Genomic DNA, 19,732 nt, shown 5'->3' with positions numbered 1-19,732 from the left:
TTGTTCTCCTCCCTGGAAAAGACCGCGTTCAGTTGAGCGTCACGGGCATGCTGAGCGGGCCGCGGAAGCCGAAGCCGTGCCAGACGATCGCCTCCGGGTCCGGCAGCCGCATGTCGGGAAAGCGCTCGAAGAGCTCCGGCATCATGATCTCGCCCACGGTGCGCCGCGCGATATGCGCCCCGGCGCAATGGTGCGGCCCGGTGCCGAAGGACTGGTGGGGGTTCTTGTCGCGGAACACGCGGAAATCCTCGCCCTCGTGGAACAGGTCCTCGTCGCGGTTTGCCGAGGCCTGGATGCTCATCACGATGTCGCCCTTGGGGATGTCGATCCCGCCGATCACCGTGTCCTCCATGACCAGCCGCGACGAGGCCTGGATCGGCGCGACCCAGCGGATGCCCTCCTCGAAGGCGGCCGCCCAGGCCTCCTGCCGGCGCACCTCCTCGAGCTGGTCGGGATTGGTCAACAACCCGTAGAGAATCGTCGCCATGGCATCGCGCGGTTCGTTGATGCCGCCGCCAATGGCGATCTTGATGTTGGCGACGATCTGGCTCCAGGGGATGGGGTCTGCGGCATTGACCATCAGCGACAGCGCCGAGTCGTCGGGATCGGCCCGGAGCCGTTCGGCGCAGGCGGCGATATGCAGATCCATTTCCTCGTTCGCCCTGTCGGTGATCTCGAAGAGCTTGGGATCCCAGGCGAAGTTCCCCGCGCCGTCGATCAGCTGCTGCGACCAGCGCATCATCTCCTCGTCGCTGGCCCCGTCGAGCCCGAGGATATGGGTCAGGATACGCGCCGAGACCGGGGCACAGATCGCGCTGTAGAGATCCACCGTCTCGCCACGCGGCAGCCGGTCGAGATATCGGTCGGTGATATCGCGGTAGAGCTGCGCCCAGTTGGTCTTGATGACCTTGGGAGTGAAGGCCTTCTGCATCGCCATACGCTCGCGGCGGTGCTCCTCGCCGTCCTTGCGCATCAGCGTGTGGGCGCGGAATGCGGGTTCCATCGGCGTCGTGGGATCGTTCGAGCTGAACAGAACGACATCATCCTTGACCATCTTGGTGTAGGCCGCCTTGGTCAGGAAGGTGCGCTTCACCGCGGGAACGCGCACCACGGGCGTCTCGGCCCGCATGCGGCGATAGATCGGATAGGGATCGCGAACGAGATCCCCGATTGCGACTGTCTCATCAACAGGTGCCAGTGGCATGTCGACGCCTCCTCCCAAAGAACGTGCTTGGGGATAAAGGACATGGCGCGTGCCATCCCACAACCCGATCAGTCCGATACAATTGATCGAAAAATCAGATGATGCTACGCGGGAGGAATCGCAGACCGCCGGCAGAAGGCATGATGACCGACCCGCAGCAGCTCGACTTCCGCAGCTTCCACGTGTTGACCGTGGTGCATCGCGAGCGCTCCTTCAGCCGCGCCGCCGAAGCCCTGGGGATCAGCCAGTCGATGGTCAGCTATGCCATCGAGAAGCTGCGCAAGGTCTTCGACGACCCGCTCTTCGTACGCGAGGCGGGACGCACCTATCCCACCGCCCGATGCGAGGAGGTGGTGGCCTATGCGCTCGACCTGATTGCCGGCTTCGACGCGGTGCGCGCCCGGCCGGAGTTCGACCCGGCGACCGCCACCGACCGCATCACCATCGCCTGCAATTACTACGAGCGCAGCTTCATGATCCCGGTGATCATCAGCAAGCTGCGCCGTGATGCCCCGCACCTCCAGATCGAGGTGGTCGATGCCTCGGGCCACGGTCACCAGCGCCTGCTGGACGGCGAGGCCGACCTGCTCATCGGCCCCTACCGGCGGCAGGACGCATCCTTCTACGAACGCATGGCGATGACCGATGGCTACGTGTGCTTGATGGACCGGGCGCATCCCGCAGCCGGCGCGCCGCCGACGCTCGCGCAGTACCTGGCGTTCCAGCACATCTTCATCACCTACGGAGGCCGCTGGCTCTCGCCTTATGTCAGCGAGATCGAGAGCGCCGGGCACCGCCTGTCGATCGCCCTGCGCGTGCCGAGCCCCGCCGGGATCGACAAGCTGGTGGCTGGCTCGGACCTGGTGGCGACGATCCCGCGACGTCTGGCGACCTTCGACGACCCGTCGCTGGCCATCGTCGACTGCCCGGTCTCCGCATCGATCGAGGTCAAGATGGTCTGGACCGCGCGGACCCACCATTCCGCCGTGCACCGATGGCTGCGCGATCTGGTATCTCGCAGCATCACCGAACTGACCTGAAACGCCGGGGCATGGCCAATTGCCCCGGCCGTTTTCGAGAAGAATATGTGTTGAATATTGCCATCCCGAACCATCGAAGGGGCACCGGGGCTTGTCAAATTTCCCACGAAAGAGAGAGGCTCCCATCGCGGAAAAACGGATGAAAGAGAGAGGCGATAGCGGAAATATGTTTGCGAATACACGCCAAATCAGCTCGCTTCGCCTTCCACTGGAACGCGTGCGGCTCATCCGGCGCAGGTCGCGCGTCTGGCCCTGCTCCGATGGCCAATCCTGAAACCGCTTCACGGACTTGAAAATTATAGAAAAACCGACAAGTTCACAGCTTCAGGGGTGGTCATCGTCATCCAGCAGCGAAAGCGCCGAAACCACCACGATCAGACCGATGCATGCAGGGAGTATCCCACTCCTGGCGAGTTCCACAGCCTCCCCCAAAAAAAGACCTGCTTCCGAGGCACCAGTCTAAAACCAACCAAACTCAAAATAATATTTCATTCAGAAACGCGGATATTACCTGAAACAGCATACGCACGCTTTTTTGCTCATTGCGGATTTGCGAAGGCGCCTTCCGAGGTCCATCGATATAGCCGAAGGACGTGCCGCTCCGCCCTGAATTCTGCGATCTCGGACATTGGGAGCCGGAAGTTTTCGGCGCGCGATCTCTCGCCTCGCTCAACGCGCGAGGAAGACACGTATCCAGCGAAAGACGAACATCAGCACCAGCGTGGTCGCCACCAGCCCGACGAGATCGCCCACCGCGTAGACCGCCAGCACCGCGATGGCATGATCAGGCAGCACCTTGCCGGAAAAGACCAGAGACTGTCCGAGGGAATTGAACACCGAGGCCAGCATGCCCGCCAGCAACAGCCACTTCCAATGGATGCGCTTGTTTTGCCCGGCGTAGATGCGATGGCCCACGAGGCCCATGAGCTCGAAGGCGAGCAGCGCCGAAACCCCGCCCACGGCGATCGACAACAGGATCACCGGGTCCGTGGCGCTGCTGACCTCGACCGGGGTGAACAGCACCTCCGACAGGAAGGCCCCCAGACCGAGAGGGATGACCGACAATCGCCCCATCAGCCAGGTCGAGAGGACACGCACGCCATGAGGCAGGTACATCAGGCTTGCAAAGGCGGTCACATCGGGCAGCAGGCGTGCCTGCAGCGGCGTGATGAGCAGCGCCGTCAGCCCGTGGGCGAGGACATAGGCCACCGCCACGATGGCCATGTTGCGCAGGATACTCACGCGCGCCTCGGGGAAATCTGCCCGACTGGGATCGCCTTCTCCACGGCTGCCTTCCGCTTCCTGCGTCAGCCCAACGGCAGCGGGGTGCCGACCAGATCACTGCGCACGATGTAGGATTTCGCCTTGGACTCCGCCGCCCGTTCGAGCAACCCGCGCGCGAGCAGAACCCGAAGGGCACGGTAAAAGGTCGCCTGCGCCGCGGAACGGACCAGCGCGTGCTCTCGAATTTGCTCCGAGCTGATGACATCTCCCGGACGCTTGCACAGCCCATGCGCCGCAAGCAGGACATCACGCTCGAAGCGACTGAGGTCTTCGAGGCCGACGTCACGCTCGAGTTGCCGGAGCATCTCGCGGAGTTGGAGAATTGAGCTGAGTTTGTCCATGTTCTCAGTCTTCCTACAGACGGCCCCCGCCGTCAACAAATGTCACGCTTCGGCCCGAAACGAGATTATCGAAATGATAAACTCTTGGAGCCCGCTTCGGACCGTGCTACCGAGTCGACGCAACGTCAGTTAATGAGTGCTTGTTTTCACGAGTTTCCGTGAGTGGTGGCGTCGCATGACATTTCATCAACTTCCGCCTTGGCCGCCGCGAGGCGCCAAGGCGCATTGATGGAAGACTCGGTTCGGCTTTTCCTGCCAGAGCTGCGGCCTGAGGGACTCTCGGAGCGCAGGAAGCATATGCACTGCGCTTGATTAATTTCTCGGGACTTTGAATTTTATCCGGGACATCTGAGCGAATTGCAAAACGTCAGCCAACCGAAGCGCATCTCAATTATGCCTGTTGCGCCCATCGCAACGCGCCCTCACCTTTCGCAAAGCAGATCGCGCACAATACTGAGATCGTCATAAGTGGCGTAGAGTTTCAAGAGGTAGCGCACATTCGCAAGGGTCGGTTGGTTGCGGTTGATGCTCAGGTTGTTCGAGAAATGGCCGTAGAACTTGCCGCTGTCATCGATGACGACCAGCCCTTCACCGCCCGCGGACCAAGGGCTGTCGTCGCTGAACTTCGAGCCGAATGTCCCGTGCAAGTTCCAGATGCTGTTGGTCATCAGACGCGACCCATAGGCCCCGTAGTCGTTGCAGACGGCTTCGGGATCGCTCTTGTCGCAGTTCAGGCAACCGGCAAAGTTTTCATGCGTCTTCGCATCGAACAACAGGAGCCTGATTTCCTTTGCCTGCGCCGGGAACGGCGCAAGACCGCACAGAAGCGCCAATAGCTTCACGAGTTTCATGTACACAACTCTGAACACACATAACAATAAACATACGCCTCACCCTGTGTAATACGAGCGGGACTTTGTCCAGAAATTCACCTCCCGATCCCGCGTTAGATCCCGGACCGGGATTATTTAGACACAGATTTGCAATTTCCTCACACCCTGAAAGAGTGGCGCAATAACTTTCGGATTGATCGGCAAAAAAGGTATATCTCGGATACACGATTTCCAAACCGACCCCGGCAGAGGGTGTTCGGCGCATGCGCAGGCCAGAGCAGCCATCGGCAATGGCAGGTTGCCTCCTCCGTCGCGCGCACGCTGACCGAGGTCACATGGACTCGGGCCCACTGGCACAACAGGAACAGAATCGCGGCCCCCCACTCAGGACTCGCGACTTGCGCACAGGCAGGCCCGCGCGACTGCGGTTGCAGGCCGAGGTCAGTGAAGCGCGCTCAGACGGGCTCGACGCAGCGGTCCCGTCCCGGCTCAAGCGGCACAGGCACCGGCGTGCCGGTGACCGGATCGGGATGGACTTCGACCTGCAAGTTGTACACCTGCCGCACGAGATCGGCGGTGAGCACCGCCTTCGGCGCGCCGGTCGCAATGACACTGCCCGCCTTCATGACCACCAGCCGGTCGGCGTAGCGCGCGGCCTGAGCGATGTCGTGCAGGACGACGACGCAGGTCCTTCCTTCGCGGGCAAGGTCTCGCATCAGGCGCAGGACCTCCACCTGATGCTGGATATCGAGCCAGTTCGTCGGCTCGTCGAAAAGCATGACCGGCGCGTCCTGCGCCAGCGCCATGGCGATGAAGACCCTCTGGCGCTGCCCCCCTGACAGCGTGCCGACCTCGCGGTCGGCCAGCGCCAAAAGATCGAGCCGGTCCATCGCCTGCCGCACCTTCTCGCGGTCAGCGCCGGTCTGCATGCCAAGCAGGTTCTGATGCGGTGCCCGGCCATAGCCGACCAGCTCCACCACCGTGACCCCCGGCGGCACAGCATTCTCCTGTGGCAAGAGCGCGAGGCGCCGCGCCAGCGCGCGGGGCGCAAGACCGGCGGTGTCCTCTTCGCCAAGCATCACGCGCCCCGCCGAAGGCCGGAGCTGACGCGACATCACCTTCAGCATCGTCGACTTGCCGCATCCGTTGGGACCGATCAGCGCGGTCAGCGTGCCGGCCGGAAAGGAAAGCGTCGCGGGCGCGAGACGGAACGTGCGGTAGCCCGCTGCCACGGCTTCAAGATGGATCATCGGGGTGCTCCCGGACGGCGCCCCTCGGTCAGGAGGAGCCAGATGAAGAAGGGCGCGCCAAGCAGCGCGGTCAGGATACCGGCAGAAATCTCGATCGGCGGCATCAGCGCGCGTCCCGCCACATCTGCGCCGGCGCAGAGGATCGCCCCGACGAGCGCCGCCGTGGGCAGCAGCGCACGATGACGTCCGCCGACAAGCCGCGCCGCGATATGCGGGGCCATCAGGCCGATGAAGCCGACAACCCCCACCACGCCCACCGACAGCGCCGCGAGAAGCACGCCGATCACCAGAAGCATCCCGCGCTCGAGTCCGAGCCGGACACCCAGCGCGGCGGCCCGCTGCGGCCCCAGGTATTGCAGATCGAGACGGAAGGACATCAGCAACGCCAGCGCCATCAACCCACCAAGCGCCGGGGCCACGGACCAAAGATGCGTCCAGCCGCGCCCCCAGAGGCTGCCGGTCAGCCAGACCAGCGGCGCAGAGAACTCCGGGCCGGTCTGCGTGACCAGCAGGAATTCCACGCCGGCCTCCATGACGAAGCCGACAGCAATCCCCACGAGCGTGAGCCGCGCCGCATCGAGGGCGAGACGACCCGCCATGAGCCACACAACCGACCCCGCCACCACGCCCCCGACGGCGGCGGCGAAGGGTGTCAGCCGCGCGGCCGCATCCGGCAGAAGGAAGGCGCAGAGCAGCACGGCAAAGGCCGCCCCCGAATTGATGCCGACGATCTTCGGGCTGGCGAGAGGATTGCGCAGCAACGACTGGATGATCGCACCTGACAGACCCAGCGCGGCGCCGGTAAGGGCCCCGAGCAGCGTCCGCGGCAGGCGCGAGCCGAGGACGATGAAATCCTGCCTCGGACCGTCCAGCCCCAGCAGCGTGTTGAGCAAGGTCGCGGCCGGGACACGCACCGCGCCCAGGCCAAGTCCCAGCGCGAGCACGACAAGCAGGCAGCAGGTCAGCGCGACCAGAACGGCGGGGGTCCGGAGACGGCGGCCCGGACCGCTCTGCAGGGTCGAGGCATCAGCCATGCGAACTCGCCCTCCGCGTCAGGACGATGGCCAGAAACCAGGGCGCGCCGATGATCGAGACGATAACGCCCACTGGGATCTCGGAAAAGCCGGGCCAGAGCTTCGAGCCCGCATCCGCCCAGGCCATCAGCCCGGCCCCGAGCGTGGCTGTCACCAAGACCAGCCGGCGATGGTCTGCGCCGGCCAGTGCCTTGGCGAGATGCGGCACGACCAGGCCGGCAAAGGCGATCGGCCCCGCGACAGAGACGCAGACCCCGGTCATCACCGAGGCGACACCAGCGCCCAGCATCAGCGTGCGCATCGGATCCGCCCCGAGCCCGTGGCTCGCGGCCTGCCCCAGAGCCATCAGGTTCAACCGCTGCGCCAGGCCGAAGGCCGCCAGGATACCAAGCAGCGCGGTGGCCCCGAGACGCAGCGCCTCGGGCATCCGCACGCCGCCGATGTCGCCCACGGTCCAGCGCACCACCTGCCGCGCAAGGTCATCCTCGAGCGTGTAGCCCAGACGCACGGCGGCGAAGCCGAGCGCCCCGACGGCAATGCCGCCGAGGATCAGGCGCAGCGACTCGATGCGCCCCGAAAAGGCCCCGGAGATCGCGAAGGTCGCAGCGACTGCCAGCAGGCCAAAGACCACCGCGAGCAAAGATTGCGGCACCCCTGCAAGCGCCGGCACGATGAGCCCGAGGACAATCCCGAGCGCTGCTCCCTGGTTGATGCCAAGCAGCCCCGGCGCGGCCAGCGCGTTGCGGGTCACCGCCTGCAGGATCAACCCGGCAAGGCCCAGGTTGACGCCCAGGAAGACGGCACAGAGCGTGCGTGGCAGCCGGATGTCGCGCATGGTCTGTTCCGCAAGCGTCGCTCCGGATCCGGCGAAAAGCCCGGAAAGGTCGGCGAGACCGACATCGCTGCGGCCGCCGGTCGCCAGCGACAGGGCACAGCCGCCGAGCACGACAAGCAGCGCAAGGCAAGGGAGTGCGGCCCGGCGCAAGACCGCGGCCCCCTCTCCGAGCGGACGATCCTGGGCCAGCACTTGCCTCACTTCAGCGACTGCGCGATCTCGCGGATGTCGCGTGCCGTGGCCTCTGCGGTCAGCATTCCGCGCGAGCGGGACCAGAGGTTCGAGGACACGTCGAAGACATTGCCGTCTCGGACCGCCGGGATTTGCTGCCAAAGAGCCTCGTCCGCCCAGTCGAGGTCGAGCGTATGCTCGCCCTCGATCTTGCCCAGGATCAGCACCGCGGGCTCGAGCTCCGAGGCCTGCTCGAGCGTCACCTGCTGATAAAGCTCTCCATAGCTGTCGTCCCCGGACGGGCTCATGACGGGCGCGAAGCCGAAATAGTCGAGCAGGCTGCCGACGTAGGATTGCGGGCTGTGCAGCCAGAAGCCGTTGGCATTGATCACCCCGAACTGCGCGGCGCGCCCGACGACGGAGTCCGCGACCTCGTCGCGAATGGCCTCCATACGGGCCGCATGCGCGCGCTGGAACTCCGCCATCTCCTCGGCGCGACCGACCGCTTCGCCAATGCGCGTCGCCTCTTCCAGCACATCCTGATAGTCGCCGGTGAGGCTGTCGTAGACCACCGTCGGCGCGATCTGCCCCAGCGTGTCATAGATCGCCTCGTGCCGCGTCTTGTCGGCGATGATCAGATCCGGCTGAAGCGAGGCGATGACCTCGAGGCTCGGGGTCTTGCGGGTACCGACGCTGGTCCAGTCATCGCCGATGACATCGGTGAGGACGGATTGGATGCGGTCGCGCTTGTTGTCATCGGCAATGCCCACCGGCGCGAGACCCACGGCGCTCAGCGCATCGACAAAGGAGAACTCCAGCACAACCACCCGCTGCGGAGCATCGGGCACCTCGGTGGTTCCAAGCGCATGGGTCACGTCGCGTGCAAATCCTGCGGTCGCAGAGATGCCGATGATCGCCAGTGCAGACAAGATGGTGCGCATTGCAATTCCTCCCGGAGCGTCCCGATTTGTCCGAGTGGAATAGTCGGATAATTCCAGCTGGTAAAGCGCCACTTGGCACGCGGCGCAAGAAGTGGTTGTCGCAGAACCCCGCTTGCGGCAGGAAGACCGCGATCTTGCGAGAGGACGCCATGCTATCCGTCAGCCAATTGGTGACCACCGCGGGCCAGGTGCCGGATTTTGACCTAAAGCCCGGATGCTGCCTTGCCGTGACCGGGCCGTCGGGAACCGGCAAGTCGCTGATGCTGCGCGCCATTGCCGATCTTGATCCCGCGCAGGGACAGATCAGCCTCGACGGCCGGCCCTGCGAGAGCTTCGCCGCCCCTGACTGGCGCCGTGACATCCGCTACCTCGCCGCCGAGGCTGCCTTCTGGGAGCCGACGCTGGGGGCGCATTTCTCGGTGCCGCCCACGGCGGATGATCTCGCCGCGGTGGGGCTGAGGCCAGACCGGCTGGATGCGCCGATCCTTCAGCTCTCTTCCGGAGAACGGCAGCGCGGAGCGCTGCTTCGCGCGATGGAGGATGCACCGCGCGTTCTGCTGCTCGACGAGCCGACAAGCTCGCTCGACGCCGCGAGCACCGCGCTCGTGGAAGCGCTCCTGAAGGCGTTCCTGAGCTCGGGCGGCGCCATAGTGCTGGTCACACACGACGAGGACCAGGCCGAGCGGCTTAGAACATCACGGCTGAGGCTGCACCGATGACCGCCCCGAACGCGGGCGAAATCCTGGCCGCCGCGAGCCTGGTGATCTTCTGCGCCTCGTTGTCACGGCTGCTAAGGCTCGGCTTTGGCAGGTCCTTGTTGATCTCGGCGCTGCGGATGGTTCTGCAACTCGTCGGCCTTGCTTTCGTTCTGGGCTGGCTGTTCCGCACCGAGACCTTTCTTGTCACCCTTGCCGCTATGGTGGTGATGGCGGGCTTTGCGGGCGCCGAGGTGGTGGCCCGGCAGGAACAGCCTCCGGGGCGGCTGTGGACCGGACTGGTCGGGGTCACCGCCATGCTTACGGCGGGACTTGCGGTAACGCTTCCCGCGCTGCTGCTGCTGGGCGACGACGGTTCCTGGTGGCATCCACGCACTGCCCTGCCAATCTTCGGGATGGTGGCCGGTGCATCGATGACCGGGGTCTCGCTGTCGCTCGATACCTTCGCGCAGGGGGTGCTGCGGGACGCACGCGGGATCGAGGCGCGGCTTGCCCTCGGCGCGACGCGGAACGAGGCCCTGCGGCCGGTGATCCGCCAAGCCGTCACGCGCGGTATGATGCCCACGATCAACGCGATGGCGGCAATTGGCGTCGTGACCATTCCCGGCATGATGACCGGGCAATTGCTGGCCGGTGCCGAGGTCTTCGGTGCCGCGCGCCTGCAGATGTTCCTGATGTTCCTGCTCGCCGGCGCGACGGCCCTGGGCACGCTTGGTGCGACCTACGCCATGGCGCAGCGGGTGACGGATGCCCGGCACCGGCTGCGGCTCGATCGGCTGGCAGTCAGGAAATAGCCACCAGCGGCCCCGCGATTTCCCGCACGTGATAGACCTCGGCTTCCTCAGAACAGCCAAGGTCGAGATCGCTGCACGTGGGGGGGCGGGTTACCTGATCGCGCGCGGTGGCGAACCACCTTGTGTCCGCCAGCGTCGTTGCCCGCCAGATACCCGGACGCGGGTTGTCGAGACCGGGATCAACAAGCCCGGCGCGTGCAGCCGCCACGGCCACCGCCTGCGCCTCCGGCACAAGGTCGCACGGACCCCGCCATTTCTCGGCCCAAGGCCGGCCGCTGCGTTCCGCCTCGAGCAGCGGCGCTGCATCGGTCGGCAGCAGCCTGCCGTATTTGTGCAGAGCCGGCAGCACCAGCGCCCCTGCCGAAAGCCGACACCCGCCGAGATGGGTGCTCTCCCAGACTTCGAAGTCCGGCGCGTGTTCATGCAGCGCTTGGTAGAGCGCGAAGCCGTGCAGGGCGCAGCAGCGATCCTTCTGGCCATGCGTGCAGACCAGCATCACCGGCCTGTCCAGCGCGATCCAGCCCGTCACATCACCGTCTCGAAGCCGTTGCAGCACCCCCGGCAGTTCCGCCCAATCGACGTCGCAGCCCAGCTGCTCGGGATAGAGCCGCAGGCGGCAGCGCCCCCCGGCCTCTTGCTTGCGGTCGATGAGGTTGACCCTCCGCCCGTCGGCACGCAGCGCTTCGATGACATCGACAAGCTCCGGCGACATGTCTTGGGCGATCGCGAGGTTCCGGCTCCACCGACCTTTCGGCCAGCGGATCAGCAGCAGACGCTCCGGATGCTTGGCGGTTCCCGCCAGCGGCTCGCCCACGGCACGACTTGCGTCGGAACAGAAGTCGCGTTTTGTCACTGGCTCGATCCTCAAGAAACCTGCAAAGACCCGCGGCGCGAAGCCGCGATCCCGCCTCCTGTGGCAAACATGAAGGAAATTATCAAGAATTACGGGCGACCTTGCCGGGCGTGCAGACTCTCTTGTGCGTCGATGTCGCTGCCCAGCGCACCCCTCATATGCGGTCTGGAAACACACATCGCCCGATGGTCGACCAACCGTGGGAGTCGCATGCCTCGGAGGTTCCGGGGCATGCGCCCTGTCGAAAGGTGACGCCAAGCGCCACGACCAGCGGCTCTTTGGTGCGATTGCCAGTGAACCCGTCGTAGCGCCCGTCGCTGACATTGATCATCGCAGAACGCGACAGTGCGATCCGCGCTTCTGCAAAACTGTTCAGATAGGCCGTCTCATCCTCATCGCTGTCGTAGGAATTGACGAACTCGACGTCGATGCCGAGCGCCGCGTAGGGATGGAGCTTGCCCGGTCCCACCTGTTGCAGCGCCGCCTTCGCATGGACCGATCCGTAGTCCTAGGTGCTTTCGCCCCGCGGCCCCTTGATAGTCGCGCCCAGCGAGTTGGTGACTTCGTCGAACCAGATCTTCTGCCAGCCCGCGCCGATGGTGGAACGCGCGATCCAGCTTTCCGGCAGCGCAGCGATGTCGGCCCTGGGGAAGGTGCCCACGGCGTCGGCCTGCAGGTAGAGTCGCTCCGCCCCTTGCTCGGATTCCATCGTGGCAAAGGGCAGCGGGATGCCGGTCTCGGCGGCTTCATTGAACCAGCCGACGCGCAGGGCGACACCCCGGGTCTCGTTCACCACCTTCAGCACATCGGCCCGCAGCGCCCAGAACTCGACCTCGCTGCTGCCGTCGTTGTGGCGCATCTCGACCTCGTTGCGGTTCATCGCGACCCCGAGACCCAGCATCAGATTGGCATTCGGGTCGTAGAAATACTGCGCGCCAAGGCCGTGGGCTTCGCTGCCGTTTTCCATCTCGGTACCGGCGTTCTCGGTACGGCAGGCATCCGACCAGCCGTTGTCCTGGGAAAAGCGCAGGTAAGAAGCGCTGTCGCTCGGACCGGTGTTCAGTCGGACGATGGCACTCAGTGGGGTGAGCAGCTCGCTCACGCCGTCGGTGGAGCCGTGCCTGGGACGGCCCGGAAGCGCCGACATGCCGCGGCCGAAGGCGACGCGGGACTGCACCGCGCCGTCGCGCTCGTTCGAGGACATGATCCCCAAAAGTCCGGTGCGGCCCATGTTGGCCAGCACACGGATCGACAGGGGCGGCGGGCCACAGGCTGCCGTGGGGTGCTGGGCGTCCTCCGGCCCGGCGGGGGTACTCGGCGCGCAGCGGCGCCGTCCTTCAGGCAAGAGGACGCCCCGCGAGTCCCGCCGTCTTGTGGCCGGACGCAGTGTCCCGCGGTACGTCCGCGAGATGGCCGAACGTTCCCCGGTCATCCCGCCTGTTCGCTCCCGACCACGCAGGCTTCCAGAAGCGTCCGCATCCAGATCAGCCCGGATCGCGGGTGCGGCGCCTATGCCAGCGGGTGCTCTGCCGCAACGCTGCCACCGGGAAGGGTGCAGGATGCATCTTCATGCCCCCCGTGCGACGGCAAGCTGTGCGAGGCGGCGCTGGATGAACCTGATCCGATCGGTGCCGCGGATCAGCTCTGGGACAGAGGAAAAGAGGAAGGACCAAAGCACCTTGTGCGCCACGATCCCGGCATTGCGGATCGACACGGCGGGATAGCTCTCCTGTCCGGTCAGCGGCTCCATCAGCACCTGCGGCGCGGCGGCGAACCGTTCGAGCGTCATCTCCACCCCGACGTGCGGGCCGCTGGCGTCGACCAGCACCACCAGCTCGTCCTCGAAGAGGATCTCGTGCTCCTGGTCGCTGACCCCAAGGTAGTCGGGCACGATCAGCAAGTCCGTCTCGCCCCGGTCGACCTGCCTGCTCGGATCGGCGTGCTGCGGGCGCAGATTGAGCCGGATGTTCGGCGCCTGCGCGGCCACCCGGCGCGACAGCTGCGCGCCGGGCACCGCCATAGAATAGTCCGAGATGACGATGTTGAAGGTCCGCGCGTCGGTGAGCGGATCGAAGACCGGGCGGATGCGCGTGGCGCTTTCCACCCGCATCATGATCTCGCGCACCGGCTTCCGTAGCGTCTCGGCAAGCGGCGAAAGCTCCACGTCCCTCGCCACCTGTACCAAAAGCGGGTCGTCGAAGAAGGTCCGAAGCCGCCCGAGCGCATTCGACATGGCCGACCGGGTGAGGAACATCTCCTCCGACACCCGCGTCACGCTGCGGGTCTGCTGCAGAATGTCCAGCGCCGCCAGCAGGTTCATGTCGAGCTTGTTGATCCGTATGGGCTCCTCCCCACGCATTCACCGCATCAACGTCAGCCATTCATCGAAACAATTTTTTAAATGCCCCTGCCAAAGCTCCAGGATTGGCGAGCAAGGTTCTCACCCGGTTTCGCCTTGGGTGCCGGCAGACCGAGGCGCCTTGCCATGCGCATCATCGGACCCGACGACCCGGTGTTCGGGGTGGACGATCTGGAGGGATCGATAACCTATCTGACCGATTTCGGCCCGAAGCCGGTCCAGCTCGACGCGTCCGGAAGGCTCTTCGAGACCCTGGACGGCACCGGCGTCATCACCCGACCCAAGGGCGGCCCCAAGCTGCCCGCGCCGAACGAGCTTGGCGTCACCGACAACATGCCCGCCCCGCCCCGCTCGCTGAGCCACGTGATGCTCTTCGTGCCCGGCATGGACAAGCACGACGACACATGGGTCGCGCGCGAGGCGCTGAACGGCCCCGGAGCCGCGCCAGATGTTCCTGCTGCAGTGGCGCGAGAAATGGGCCCCCGGCGGCGGCCCCGAGGGCGGTCCGGGAAGCGCACCTGGCACGCCATGAGCGCGGGGCAGCCGCGGGCAGTGCCATCGGGACGGCATTCCCGAGGGTACCGCCCGCGGCTTCCTGCCCCTGACCGGTGCCCCGCGCAACGCGATCGTGGTGAGCCGAGGCGGCACGCCGATGGTCTGGCACAGCGACGCCTACCTGAAAGGCAATGGAACGCTCATCGCCTGTCACGCACATGGGGCACTTTTCGAAATCGAGAGAGGGGCCTGCGTGTCGGGCCCTTGCTTGAGAAGAAGCCTGACCCGCGTGCCTCTCACCAAGGCAGAGGACGGGTCCATCAGCGTCCCGGCACAGGTTGCCTGACGCGCAGCACGAGAGGGCTGATCATGGCAGCGGTACAGAAGGTTCTGGTCATCGGCGGCGGCTTTTCAGGCATGTCCGCGGCGATCATGCTGGCGCGCGGCGGCGTAGAGACCGACCTCGTCGAGATCAGTGCGGGCTGGCGCAGCTAGGGCGCGGGGACCGGCCTGCATGGCGCGACGCTGCGGGTGTTCGCGCAGCTCGGCATCCTCGAGATGTTCCAGCAGACCCGCCCGTCAACCGACGGGCTGGTGGTGCGCATGCCGCACAGCGACCAAGTGATCGTCGCCACCCCCACCCCGCCGATGCCCGGCACCGGCCGTCCGGGAAATGCCGCGATCATGCGCCCGTCGCTGGCGGGCAACCTTGCAAAGACCACCCGCGCGGCGGGCGTCGCGGTGAAGCTCGGATGCAGCTTCGAGAGGCTGGACGAGGATGAAAGCGGTGTCACCGTCAGTTTCACCGATGGCAGCACGGGCCGCAACGACGCGGTGATCGGCACCGACGGGCTCTTTTCCAAGACCCGGGCCAGGCTGATGCCGGACGCCCCGATACCTGCCTATGTCGGCCAAGCCGTCTGGCGCGCCGAACTTCCTACGCCGGAAGGGGTCGAGACGCTCAACATGTGGCTTGGCAGGGGGCTGAAGGCCGGGATCAACCCGATCATCGAGGGGCGCAGCTGCATGTTCGTCACCGAGGACCGCCCAAGCAACGACTGGGTCGTGGACGCCGAGCTGCCGCCGCAGCCCTGGCACGTCGGCCGGGTGATGCTGATCGGCGACGCGGTGCACGCCACCACGCCGCATCTCGGCGCCTGGGCCTGCATCGGCATGGTGGACGGGCTGGTCATCGCCGAGGAACTGCTGCGCGCCGGGACCGTGACCGAGCCGGTCTGAGCGTGGAAAAAACCTGTCCCCGCAGGGACAGGGCACTCAAGGGCCGGCGGGGGAGCTGACCCAAAGGGAGAAGAACAGCGGACGAGTGATACCGGAACATCTCTGGCGGCGGTGAGCGCTGCGCCGGGCACGGCAAGAACAGAGATGGCACGGACCGGGGCCGCCGCGCTGGTGGTCGGGCAGTGCGCGGGCCTCGTCGATCTAGGCGCACTGCCGGTCTGGGTGGGCGCGCTGATCGCCCATTTCGGCTTCGGCCCGCGCGAGGCCGGGGCGCAGGTCACGCTTTTCCTGATCGGCGCGGTGCTGGCGAGCCTGCTGACCGCGCGCAACCTTACCCGCCTGCCGCGCAAGGCGCTGACGGTAGCGGGCTTCGCCCTGCCGGCGCTGGTCTTCGTGCTGGCCACACGTCAGAGCACCTTCTTGCCGCTGGCCGTGCTGCACCTGCTGGGCGGCATGGCAAACGGCGTGGCGCTGAGCCTCGTGCATGGCACCATGGGCCGCTCGGGCAAGCCGCATCGTCTGTTTGCCATCGCGGGTGCCGGGCTCGGGCTCTTTGGGGCGATCTACATGGGCACGGTGCCACCGCTGCTGATCAAGCATGGCGGTGCGGCGCTGTTCCTCGGCTTTGGCGCGATCATGGCGGTGGCCGCGCTGGCAACCCTGCTGGCCTTTCCCGACGCCAGAGCGCGCGCCGCAGGCCCCGCCCCGCTCGCCGCGCGGCTGGAGAGACGGCCGCCTGCACACCGCGTCGTCATGGCGGGCCCCGAGGTGCAGGCCGTTCTGGCGCTGGCGCTGACCTTCGCCACCGCCTTCAGTGTCTGGGCCCCGGTCGCGACGGTCTTCGCGACGGTGCAGGTTTTCACCCACACCTTCGCCTTCGGCCTGCTGGCCCGCATGGATCGCTCCGGCCGAGCCGCCGCCGCGACCCCGGCGATGCTGATGATCGGCTCGGCACTCGACCCGATCGTCGACGGCGTCCTGATCGAGGGCTTCTCCATCGGGGCGCTGGGGATCATGGCGGTGTTGATCGCCGGGCTTTCGGTGACCTGCTTCGCCCCCGGCACCCGTGGCGCACGGTGAACTGAAATAGGGGTCCGCCTCCTGGTGGACCCGGCACTGAGGAGGAGACCCACATGTTCAAGACAAACTTCAAGCGTTCGGCAGCCACGCTGGCGAGGCTGTCATGCACCGCCCTGCCGGCGCTGGCCGAGACCGCCTTGACGACACTCGGCACGCGCGGAGGGCCGATCGCGACCTACGACCGCTCGCAGCCCGCGAACCTACTGCAGGTGGACGATCTGAATATTCTGGTCGACGTCGGTGACGGCTTCGCCGGGCGCCTCGCTGGAGCCGATGTCAGGACAGCCAACCTTGACAGTCTGTTCATCAGTCACCCGCATTTCGATCACGTCGGCGGGCTGTTTGCGCTGCTCGGCCTGCGCTTCCAGACCCGCCCTGGCAGGCCCGTCGCAATCTACGGACCGCCGGGGACAACCGCCCTGGTCGAAGGCATCATCGCGGGCATGGGACCGGCTATGGAAGCCGCCTACGGGCTGGACAGCACCGATCCGATCGCGCCGCAATCGCTCTGCACCGTCCAGGAGATGCGCGGCGGCGATGTCGTCACGCGCGGCGACGTCGCCGTCACAGCGGTCAAGAACACGCACACCTCCTTCGCCCACGGCACCGACATGGACCAGAAATACGAGTCCCCGGCGCTGCGTTTCGACACTCCGGATCGCTCGATCCTCTACATCGGAGACACCGGCCCGAACGAGGCGGTCATTGGCGAAGACATGGGCCGGTGCTGACTTTTGTCCCGGTCATTCAAAGCATGGATGACCGGGATCATGCCTTTCAATTTTCCGAATGGGTCAGCGCCCATTTCCTCTCCGTCCGGGGGTCCCTCCGCCCCGGCACGTTCCCGATGATCCAAGGAGCCTTCGCATGGCGATGTTCAACCATTTCCCCAACTACGTCTGGAACCTGACGGTCTCCATCGCGCTGGCCTCGGGTGTCGAGATCGGCGAGATCGGCGAGATCATGGACATGTGCCACTCGCTGCTGGAGAAGGACAAGAACGGCGAGGATGCGGGCACCCGCGACTTCATGGTCGAATGGGTGCGGGTCGCCGACAAGCTGACCGCGATCGCGACCGAGGAAAAAGCCGAGGGCAAGCTCTTCTCGGCAGGGGGCAAGCTCAAGCGCGCGGCGCTGTACTACATCCTTGCCGAGCGTATGCTGGGCCGGGGCGATCCCGAGCGGATGGTGTCCTGACGGAAGGGTCTCGCAAACTTCCTCACGGGCACGGAGTATTCCGGCGAGAGCGTGAGTCGTTTCGAGTTCCCCTATGAAGGCAAGGTGATCCCGGTGATCTACACCCCCGCCGAGGGCGTCGAGGGTCCGGCCCCGGCGGTGGTCTACCTGAACGGCCTCGATAGCTGCAAGGAACTGCTCTACTGGTCCTACCTGCCGCACGCGCTGGCCAAGCGCGGCATCGCCACGCTCTGCGTCGACCAGCCCGCCACCGGCGAGAGCCTGCGCCTGCAGGACCTGCCCGCGCATTTCGACAGCGAGGCATGGGGCACCCCGGTCTACGAATGGCTCGCCGCGCGCGAGGAGGTGGACGCGGCGCGCATCGGCGTCACTGGTATCTCGCTCGGCGGCTACTACGCGCCGCGGGTCTGCGCCAACGAACCGCGCTTCGCCTCTGGCGCGGTCTGGGGCGCCAACCACAACTGGGCCGAGGTGCAGCAGAAGCGCCTCAAGCGCGAGGGCGAAAACCCGGTGCCAGATTACTGGAACCACATCATCTGGGTTTCCGGCGCAAAGGATATGGACGACTTCCTAGGCAAGGCGGCGGGCTTCTGCCTCGACGGGCAGATGGAGAAGATCAAGGTCCCCTTCCTCGTCACCCACGGCGCGAACGACCGGCAGATCGCGCTCGACCACGCGCACCAGAGTTACGACCTGCTGGTGAGCTCCGCGCGCCGCGCGCTGAAGATCTTCACCGACCGCGAGGGCGGGGTCGAGCATGTGGGCGCCGACAACATGACCTGCGGCCGGAACTTCATCGCCGAGTGGTTCGCCGAGACGCTCGGCGGTCGGCTGAAGGCGGAGGGCTGAGATGCGCTTCGCCACGCTTCCGGGTCGCAACCCCGACGGACGACCGCACCTCGTTTCCCGCAACAACACGCGCTGCACCCCGGCCGAGGGGGTAGAGAGCCTGCGCCTTCTGATGGAGGACCGAGACACCTTCGCCCCGGCCCTCGAAGAGCAATACGCCACGCTGCCCCGCGCCAGGCAATGGCTCGATGGCTCTGCCCATGGCAGCCACGGCGAGCTGATGCGGGAGGTCTTCGGGCTCGAGCCCAATCCCGTGGGTCGGCCGCTGATGTACCAAGGGATGTCGGACCGCTTCCTCGGCGCGACGCAGGACGTGCCGCTGCCAACGGAAGCGGACGGCATCAACTTCGAGGGCGAGTTCGAGGTGATCTGCGATCACGTCGCCATGGGCAGCACCGCCGCCGAGGCCGCCGCGCGCATTCGCCTCGTGGTACAGATCAACGACTGGTCGCTGCGCGCCCTCGCGCTCGCGCGATCTGGTGGCGGGCACGGTTCTCGGGTCGGGCACCGTATCGAACGAGAGCTATCGCGAGGTCGACTCCTCCTGTCTTGCCGAGCGCCGGGCGATCGAGCTGCTCGACGACGGCGCGCCGCGCACGCCCTACATGGGCTACGGCGACCGGGCGTTCATGGAATCCCGCAGCCGGGATCACGCGGCGCTCTTCGGCGCCATCGACCAGCAGGTCACCAAGAGAGGCCGCACGTGAGCCGCAGGATCATCGACCTATCGGTCACGCTGACGGACGAGGTGCCCGCCGACCCGCCGGGCATGTGTCCCAAGATCGAGTACATGGAGCATTCGGGCGGCGCGCGCGACGACGAGCAGATGATCGGCATCCCGGTCGCGCACCAGATGGACGGCGCGGCTGCGGCGGTGGGGCGGCTGCCGCTGACAACCCACAACGGCACCCATCCCGACGCGCCCTGGCACTGCCGCCCGACGATGAACCACGGCGAGCGCGCCATCACCATCGACGAGGTGCCGCTCGCGTGGTGCATGGGACCGGGCGTGAAGCTTGACTTCCGCCACCTGCCCGACGGCCACGTGGTCAGCGCCGCCAAGATGGCGGCCGAGTTCGCCCGTCTCGAGCACGATCTACAGCCCGGAAAGATCGTGCTGGTCGACACAGGCGCCGGCGTCCATGGCCAGCCCGGCTAAATCGCTGCCTACTGCGGCACCGACGCCTGGAGCTGGGACGCACCGCTGAAGGCGGTGG

At 66.1% G+C, this 19,732-nt stretch carries 22 protein-coding genes and 2 pseudogenes; 12 read left to right on the top strand and 12 right to left on the bottom strand.

From position 1 onward, the window contains the following. Positions 1–28: 28 nt before the first annotated feature. Complete coding sequence (locus IQ782_RS05175) at positions 29–1,204, bottom strand: cytochrome P450 (protein WP_194133564.1); 1,176 nt, start codon at positions 1,202–1,204, stop codon at positions 29–31. A 143-nt stretch (positions 1,205–1,347) separates the two neighbouring features. Between IQ782_RS05175 and IQ782_RS05170 the strand changes: the two genes are divergently transcribed. Beyond that, positions 1,348–2,244 carry a LysR family transcriptional regulator gene (locus IQ782_RS05170; protein ID WP_240989112.1) on the top strand — a complete coding sequence of 299 codons (897 nt, stop codon included), beginning with the start codon at positions 1,348–1,350 and terminating at the stop codon, positions 2,242–2,244. Between the two features lie 669 nt (positions 2,245–2,913). Here the strand turns inward: IQ782_RS05170 and IQ782_RS05165 are convergent. The 7 genes from IQ782_RS05165 to IQ782_RS05135 form a co-directional block, all read right to left on the bottom strand. Beyond that, positions 2,914–3,486, bottom strand: a complete 573-nt coding sequence (locus tag IQ782_RS05165; protein ID WP_338092552.1) for a hypothetical protein — start codon at positions 3,484–3,486, stop codon at positions 2,914–2,916. A 65-nt stretch (positions 3,487–3,551) separates the two neighbouring features. Further along, positions 3,552–3,869 carry a hypothetical protein gene (locus IQ782_RS05160; RefSeq protein ID WP_194133562.1) on the bottom strand — a complete coding sequence of 106 codons (318 nt, stop codon included), beginning with the start codon at positions 3,867–3,869 and terminating at the stop codon, positions 3,552–3,554. A gap of 422 nt (positions 3,870–4,291) precedes the next feature. After that, positions 4,292–4,720: a hypothetical protein gene (locus IQ782_RS05155; protein ID WP_194133561.1), complete on the bottom strand. Its 429-nt coding sequence runs from the start codon at positions 4,718–4,720 to the stop codon at positions 4,292–4,294. A gap of 437 nt (positions 4,721–5,157) precedes the next feature. After that, a complete protein-coding gene (locus IQ782_RS05150; RefSeq protein ID WP_194133560.1) occupies positions 5,158–5,952 on the bottom strand; it encodes an ABC transporter ATP-binding protein in 795 nt (264 codons plus the stop codon). Next, on the bottom strand, positions 5,949–6,986 hold the full coding sequence (locus IQ782_RS05145) for a FecCD family ABC transporter permease (RefSeq protein ID WP_194133559.1): 1,038 nt from the start codon (positions 6,984–6,986) through the stop codon (positions 5,949–5,951). Before IQ782_RS05145 ends, IQ782_RS05150 begins: the two co-directional genes overlap by 4 nt. Continuing rightward, positions 6,979–8,013 (bottom strand): FecCD family ABC transporter permease, encoded by a 1,035-nt coding sequence (locus IQ782_RS05140; RefSeq protein WP_338092551.1) that lies wholly within the window; start codon positions 8,011–8,013, stop codon positions 6,979–6,981. The genes IQ782_RS05145 and IQ782_RS05140 overlap by 8 nt, the downstream gene beginning before the upstream one ends. 5 nt (positions 8,014–8,018) lie before the next feature. Next, complete coding sequence (locus tag IQ782_RS05135) at positions 8,019–8,933, bottom strand: ABC transporter substrate-binding protein (RefSeq protein ID WP_194133558.1); 915 nt, start codon at positions 8,931–8,933, stop codon at positions 8,019–8,021. Positions 8,934–9,082: 149 nt separating this feature from the next. Between IQ782_RS05135 and IQ782_RS05130 the strand changes: the two genes are divergently transcribed. Further along, positions 9,083–9,652, top strand: coding sequence for an ABC transporter ATP-binding protein (locus tag IQ782_RS05130; protein WP_194133557.1), 570 nt, complete (start codon positions 9,083–9,085; stop codon positions 9,650–9,652). Continuing rightward, the gene (locus IQ782_RS05125; RefSeq protein ID WP_194133556.1) at positions 9,649–10,443 is read left to right on the top strand and encodes an ABC transporter permease; all 795 of its coding nucleotides are present in this window, start codon (positions 9,649–9,651) and stop codon (positions 10,441–10,443) included. Before IQ782_RS05130 ends, IQ782_RS05125 begins: the two co-directional genes overlap by 4 nt. Here the strand turns inward: IQ782_RS05125 and IQ782_RS05120 are convergent. The 4 genes from IQ782_RS05120 to IQ782_RS05105 form a co-directional block, all read right to left on the bottom strand. Beyond that, positions 10,433–11,296, bottom strand: a complete 864-nt coding sequence (locus tag IQ782_RS05120; protein WP_194133555.1) for a sucrase ferredoxin — start codon at positions 11,294–11,296, stop codon at positions 10,433–10,435. The genes IQ782_RS05125 and IQ782_RS05120 overlap by 11 nt on opposite strands. A 154-nt stretch (positions 11,297–11,450) precedes the next feature. Continuing rightward, the gene (locus IQ782_RS30280) at positions 11,451–11,765 is read right to left on the bottom strand and encodes a hypothetical protein (protein WP_194133554.1); all 315 of its coding nucleotides are present in this window, start codon (positions 11,763–11,765) and stop codon (positions 11,451–11,453) included. Between the two features lie 39 nt (positions 11,766–11,804). Then, on the bottom strand, positions 11,805–12,641 hold the full coding sequence (locus IQ782_RS05110) for a hypothetical protein (protein ID WP_194133553.1): 837 nt from the start codon (positions 12,639–12,641) through the stop codon (positions 11,805–11,807). A gap of 222 nt (positions 12,642–12,863) precedes the next feature. Continuing rightward, entirely contained in the window at positions 12,864–13,655 is a 792-nt protein-coding gene (locus tag IQ782_RS05105) for a LysR family transcriptional regulator (protein ID WP_194133552.1), read from the bottom strand. 126 nt (positions 13,656–13,781) lie between these two features. Here IQ782_RS05105 and IQ782_RS29685 point away from each other — a divergent pair, with 126 nt between their 5' ends. The 9 genes and pseudogenes from IQ782_RS29685 to IQ782_RS30265 all read left to right on the top strand — a co-directional run bounded on the left by IQ782_RS29685 (position 13,782) and on the right by IQ782_RS30265 (position 19,674). After that, complete coding sequence (locus IQ782_RS29685; protein ID WP_240989110.1) at positions 13,782–14,645, top strand: hypothetical protein; 864 nt, start codon at positions 13,782–13,784, stop codon at positions 14,643–14,645. A 36-nt stretch (positions 14,646–14,681) separates the two neighbouring features. Beyond that, entirely contained in the window at positions 14,682–15,389 is a 708-nt protein-coding gene (locus tag IQ782_RS05090; protein ID WP_194133550.1) for a Rossmann-fold NAD(P)-binding domain-containing protein, read from the top strand. 144 nt (positions 15,390–15,533) lie between these two features. After that, positions 15,534–16,469 (top strand): MFS transporter, encoded by a 936-nt coding sequence (locus tag IQ782_RS05085; protein ID WP_194133549.1) that lies wholly within the window; start codon positions 15,534–15,536, stop codon positions 16,467–16,469. Between the two features lie 53 nt (positions 16,470–16,522). After that, entirely contained in the window at positions 16,523–17,200 is a 678-nt protein-coding gene (locus tag IQ782_RS05080; RefSeq protein WP_194133548.1) for an MBL fold metallo-hydrolase, read from the top strand. 136 nt (positions 17,201–17,336) lie between these two features. Continuing rightward, positions 17,337–17,666 (top strand): hypothetical protein, encoded by a 330-nt coding sequence (locus IQ782_RS29680; protein ID WP_240989109.1) that lies wholly within the window; start codon positions 17,337–17,339, stop codon positions 17,664–17,666. A gap of 45 nt (positions 17,667–17,711) precedes the next feature. Next, a pseudogene (locus IQ782_RS29675) lies at positions 17,712–18,515 on the top strand (alpha/beta hydrolase family protein); the annotation flags it as partial. Position 18,516: 1 nt separating this feature from the next. Continuing rightward, positions 18,517–18,933 (top strand): annotated as a pseudogene (locus IQ782_RS30275) (fumarylacetoacetate hydrolase family protein); the annotation flags it as partial. A gap of 61 nt (positions 18,934–18,994) precedes the next feature. Then, positions 18,995–19,222 carry a hypothetical protein gene (locus tag IQ782_RS30270; RefSeq protein ID WP_338092559.1) on the top strand — a complete coding sequence of 76 codons (228 nt, stop codon included), beginning with the start codon at positions 18,995–18,997 and terminating at the stop codon, positions 19,220–19,222. Then, positions 19,219–19,674 carry a cyclase family protein gene (locus IQ782_RS30265; RefSeq protein WP_338092558.1) on the top strand — a complete coding sequence of 152 codons (456 nt, stop codon included), beginning with the start codon at positions 19,219–19,221 and terminating at the stop codon, positions 19,672–19,674. Before IQ782_RS30270 ends, IQ782_RS30265 begins: the two co-directional genes overlap by 4 nt. Positions 19,675–19,732: the final 58 nt, after the last annotated feature.

The sequence above is a fragment of the Salipiger mangrovisoli genome (assembly GCF_015223355.1).
Lineage (GTDB): Bacteria > Pseudomonadota > Alphaproteobacteria > Rhodobacterales > Rhodobacteraceae > Salipiger > Salipiger mangrovisoli.
Note: the sequence above shows the minus strand (reverse complement) of the source record. Positions and strands in the feature narration are given on the sequence as shown.

Coding starts and splice junctions, on each gene's coding strand:
- IQ782_RS05175 (WP_194133564.1), bottom strand. CDS start 1,204: ATGCCACTGGCACCTGTTGATGAGACAGTCGCAATCGGGGATCTCGTT.
- IQ782_RS05170 (WP_240989112.1), top strand. CDS start 1,348: ATGACCGACCCGCAGCAGCTCGACTTCCGCAGCTTCCACGTGTTGACC.
- IQ782_RS05160 (WP_194133562.1), bottom strand. CDS start 3,869: ATGGACAAACTCAGCTCAATTCTCCAACTCCGCGAGATGCTCCGGCAA.
- IQ782_RS05155 (WP_194133561.1), bottom strand. CDS start 4,720: ATGAAACTCGTGAAGCTATTGGCGCTTCTGTGCGGTCTTGCGCCGTTC.
- IQ782_RS05150 (WP_194133560.1), bottom strand. CDS start 5,952: ATGATCCATCTTGAAGCCGTGGCAGCGGGCTACCGCACGTTCCGTCTC.
- IQ782_RS05145 (WP_194133559.1), bottom strand. CDS start 6,986: ATGGCTGATGCCTCGACCCTGCAGAGCGGTCCGGGCCGCCGTCTCCGG.
- IQ782_RS05135 (WP_194133558.1), bottom strand. CDS start 8,933: ATGCGCACCATCTTGTCTGCACTGGCGATCATCGGCATCTCTGCGACC.
- IQ782_RS05130 (WP_194133557.1), top strand. CDS start 9,083: ATGCTATCCGTCAGCCAATTGGTGACCACCGCGGGCCAGGTGCCGGAT.
- IQ782_RS05125 (WP_194133556.1), top strand. CDS start 9,649: ATGACCGCCCCGAACGCGGGCGAAATCCTGGCCGCCGCGAGCCTGGTG.
- IQ782_RS05105 (WP_194133552.1), bottom strand. CDS start 13,655: ATGCGTGGGGAGGAGCCCATACGGATCAACAAGCTCGACATGAACCTG.
- IQ782_RS29685 (WP_240989110.1), top strand. CDS start 13,782: ATGCGCATCATCGGACCCGACGACCCGGTGTTCGGGGTGGACGATCTG.
- IQ782_RS05085 (WP_194133549.1), top strand. CDS start 15,534: ATGGCACGGACCGGGGCCGCCGCGCTGGTGGTCGGGCAGTGCGCGGGC.
- IQ782_RS05080 (WP_194133548.1), top strand. CDS start 16,523: ATGTTCAAGACAAACTTCAAGCGTTCGGCAGCCACGCTGGCGAGGCTG.
- IQ782_RS29680 (WP_240989109.1), top strand. CDS start 17,337: ATGGCGATGTTCAACCATTTCCCCAACTACGTCTGGAACCTGACGGTC.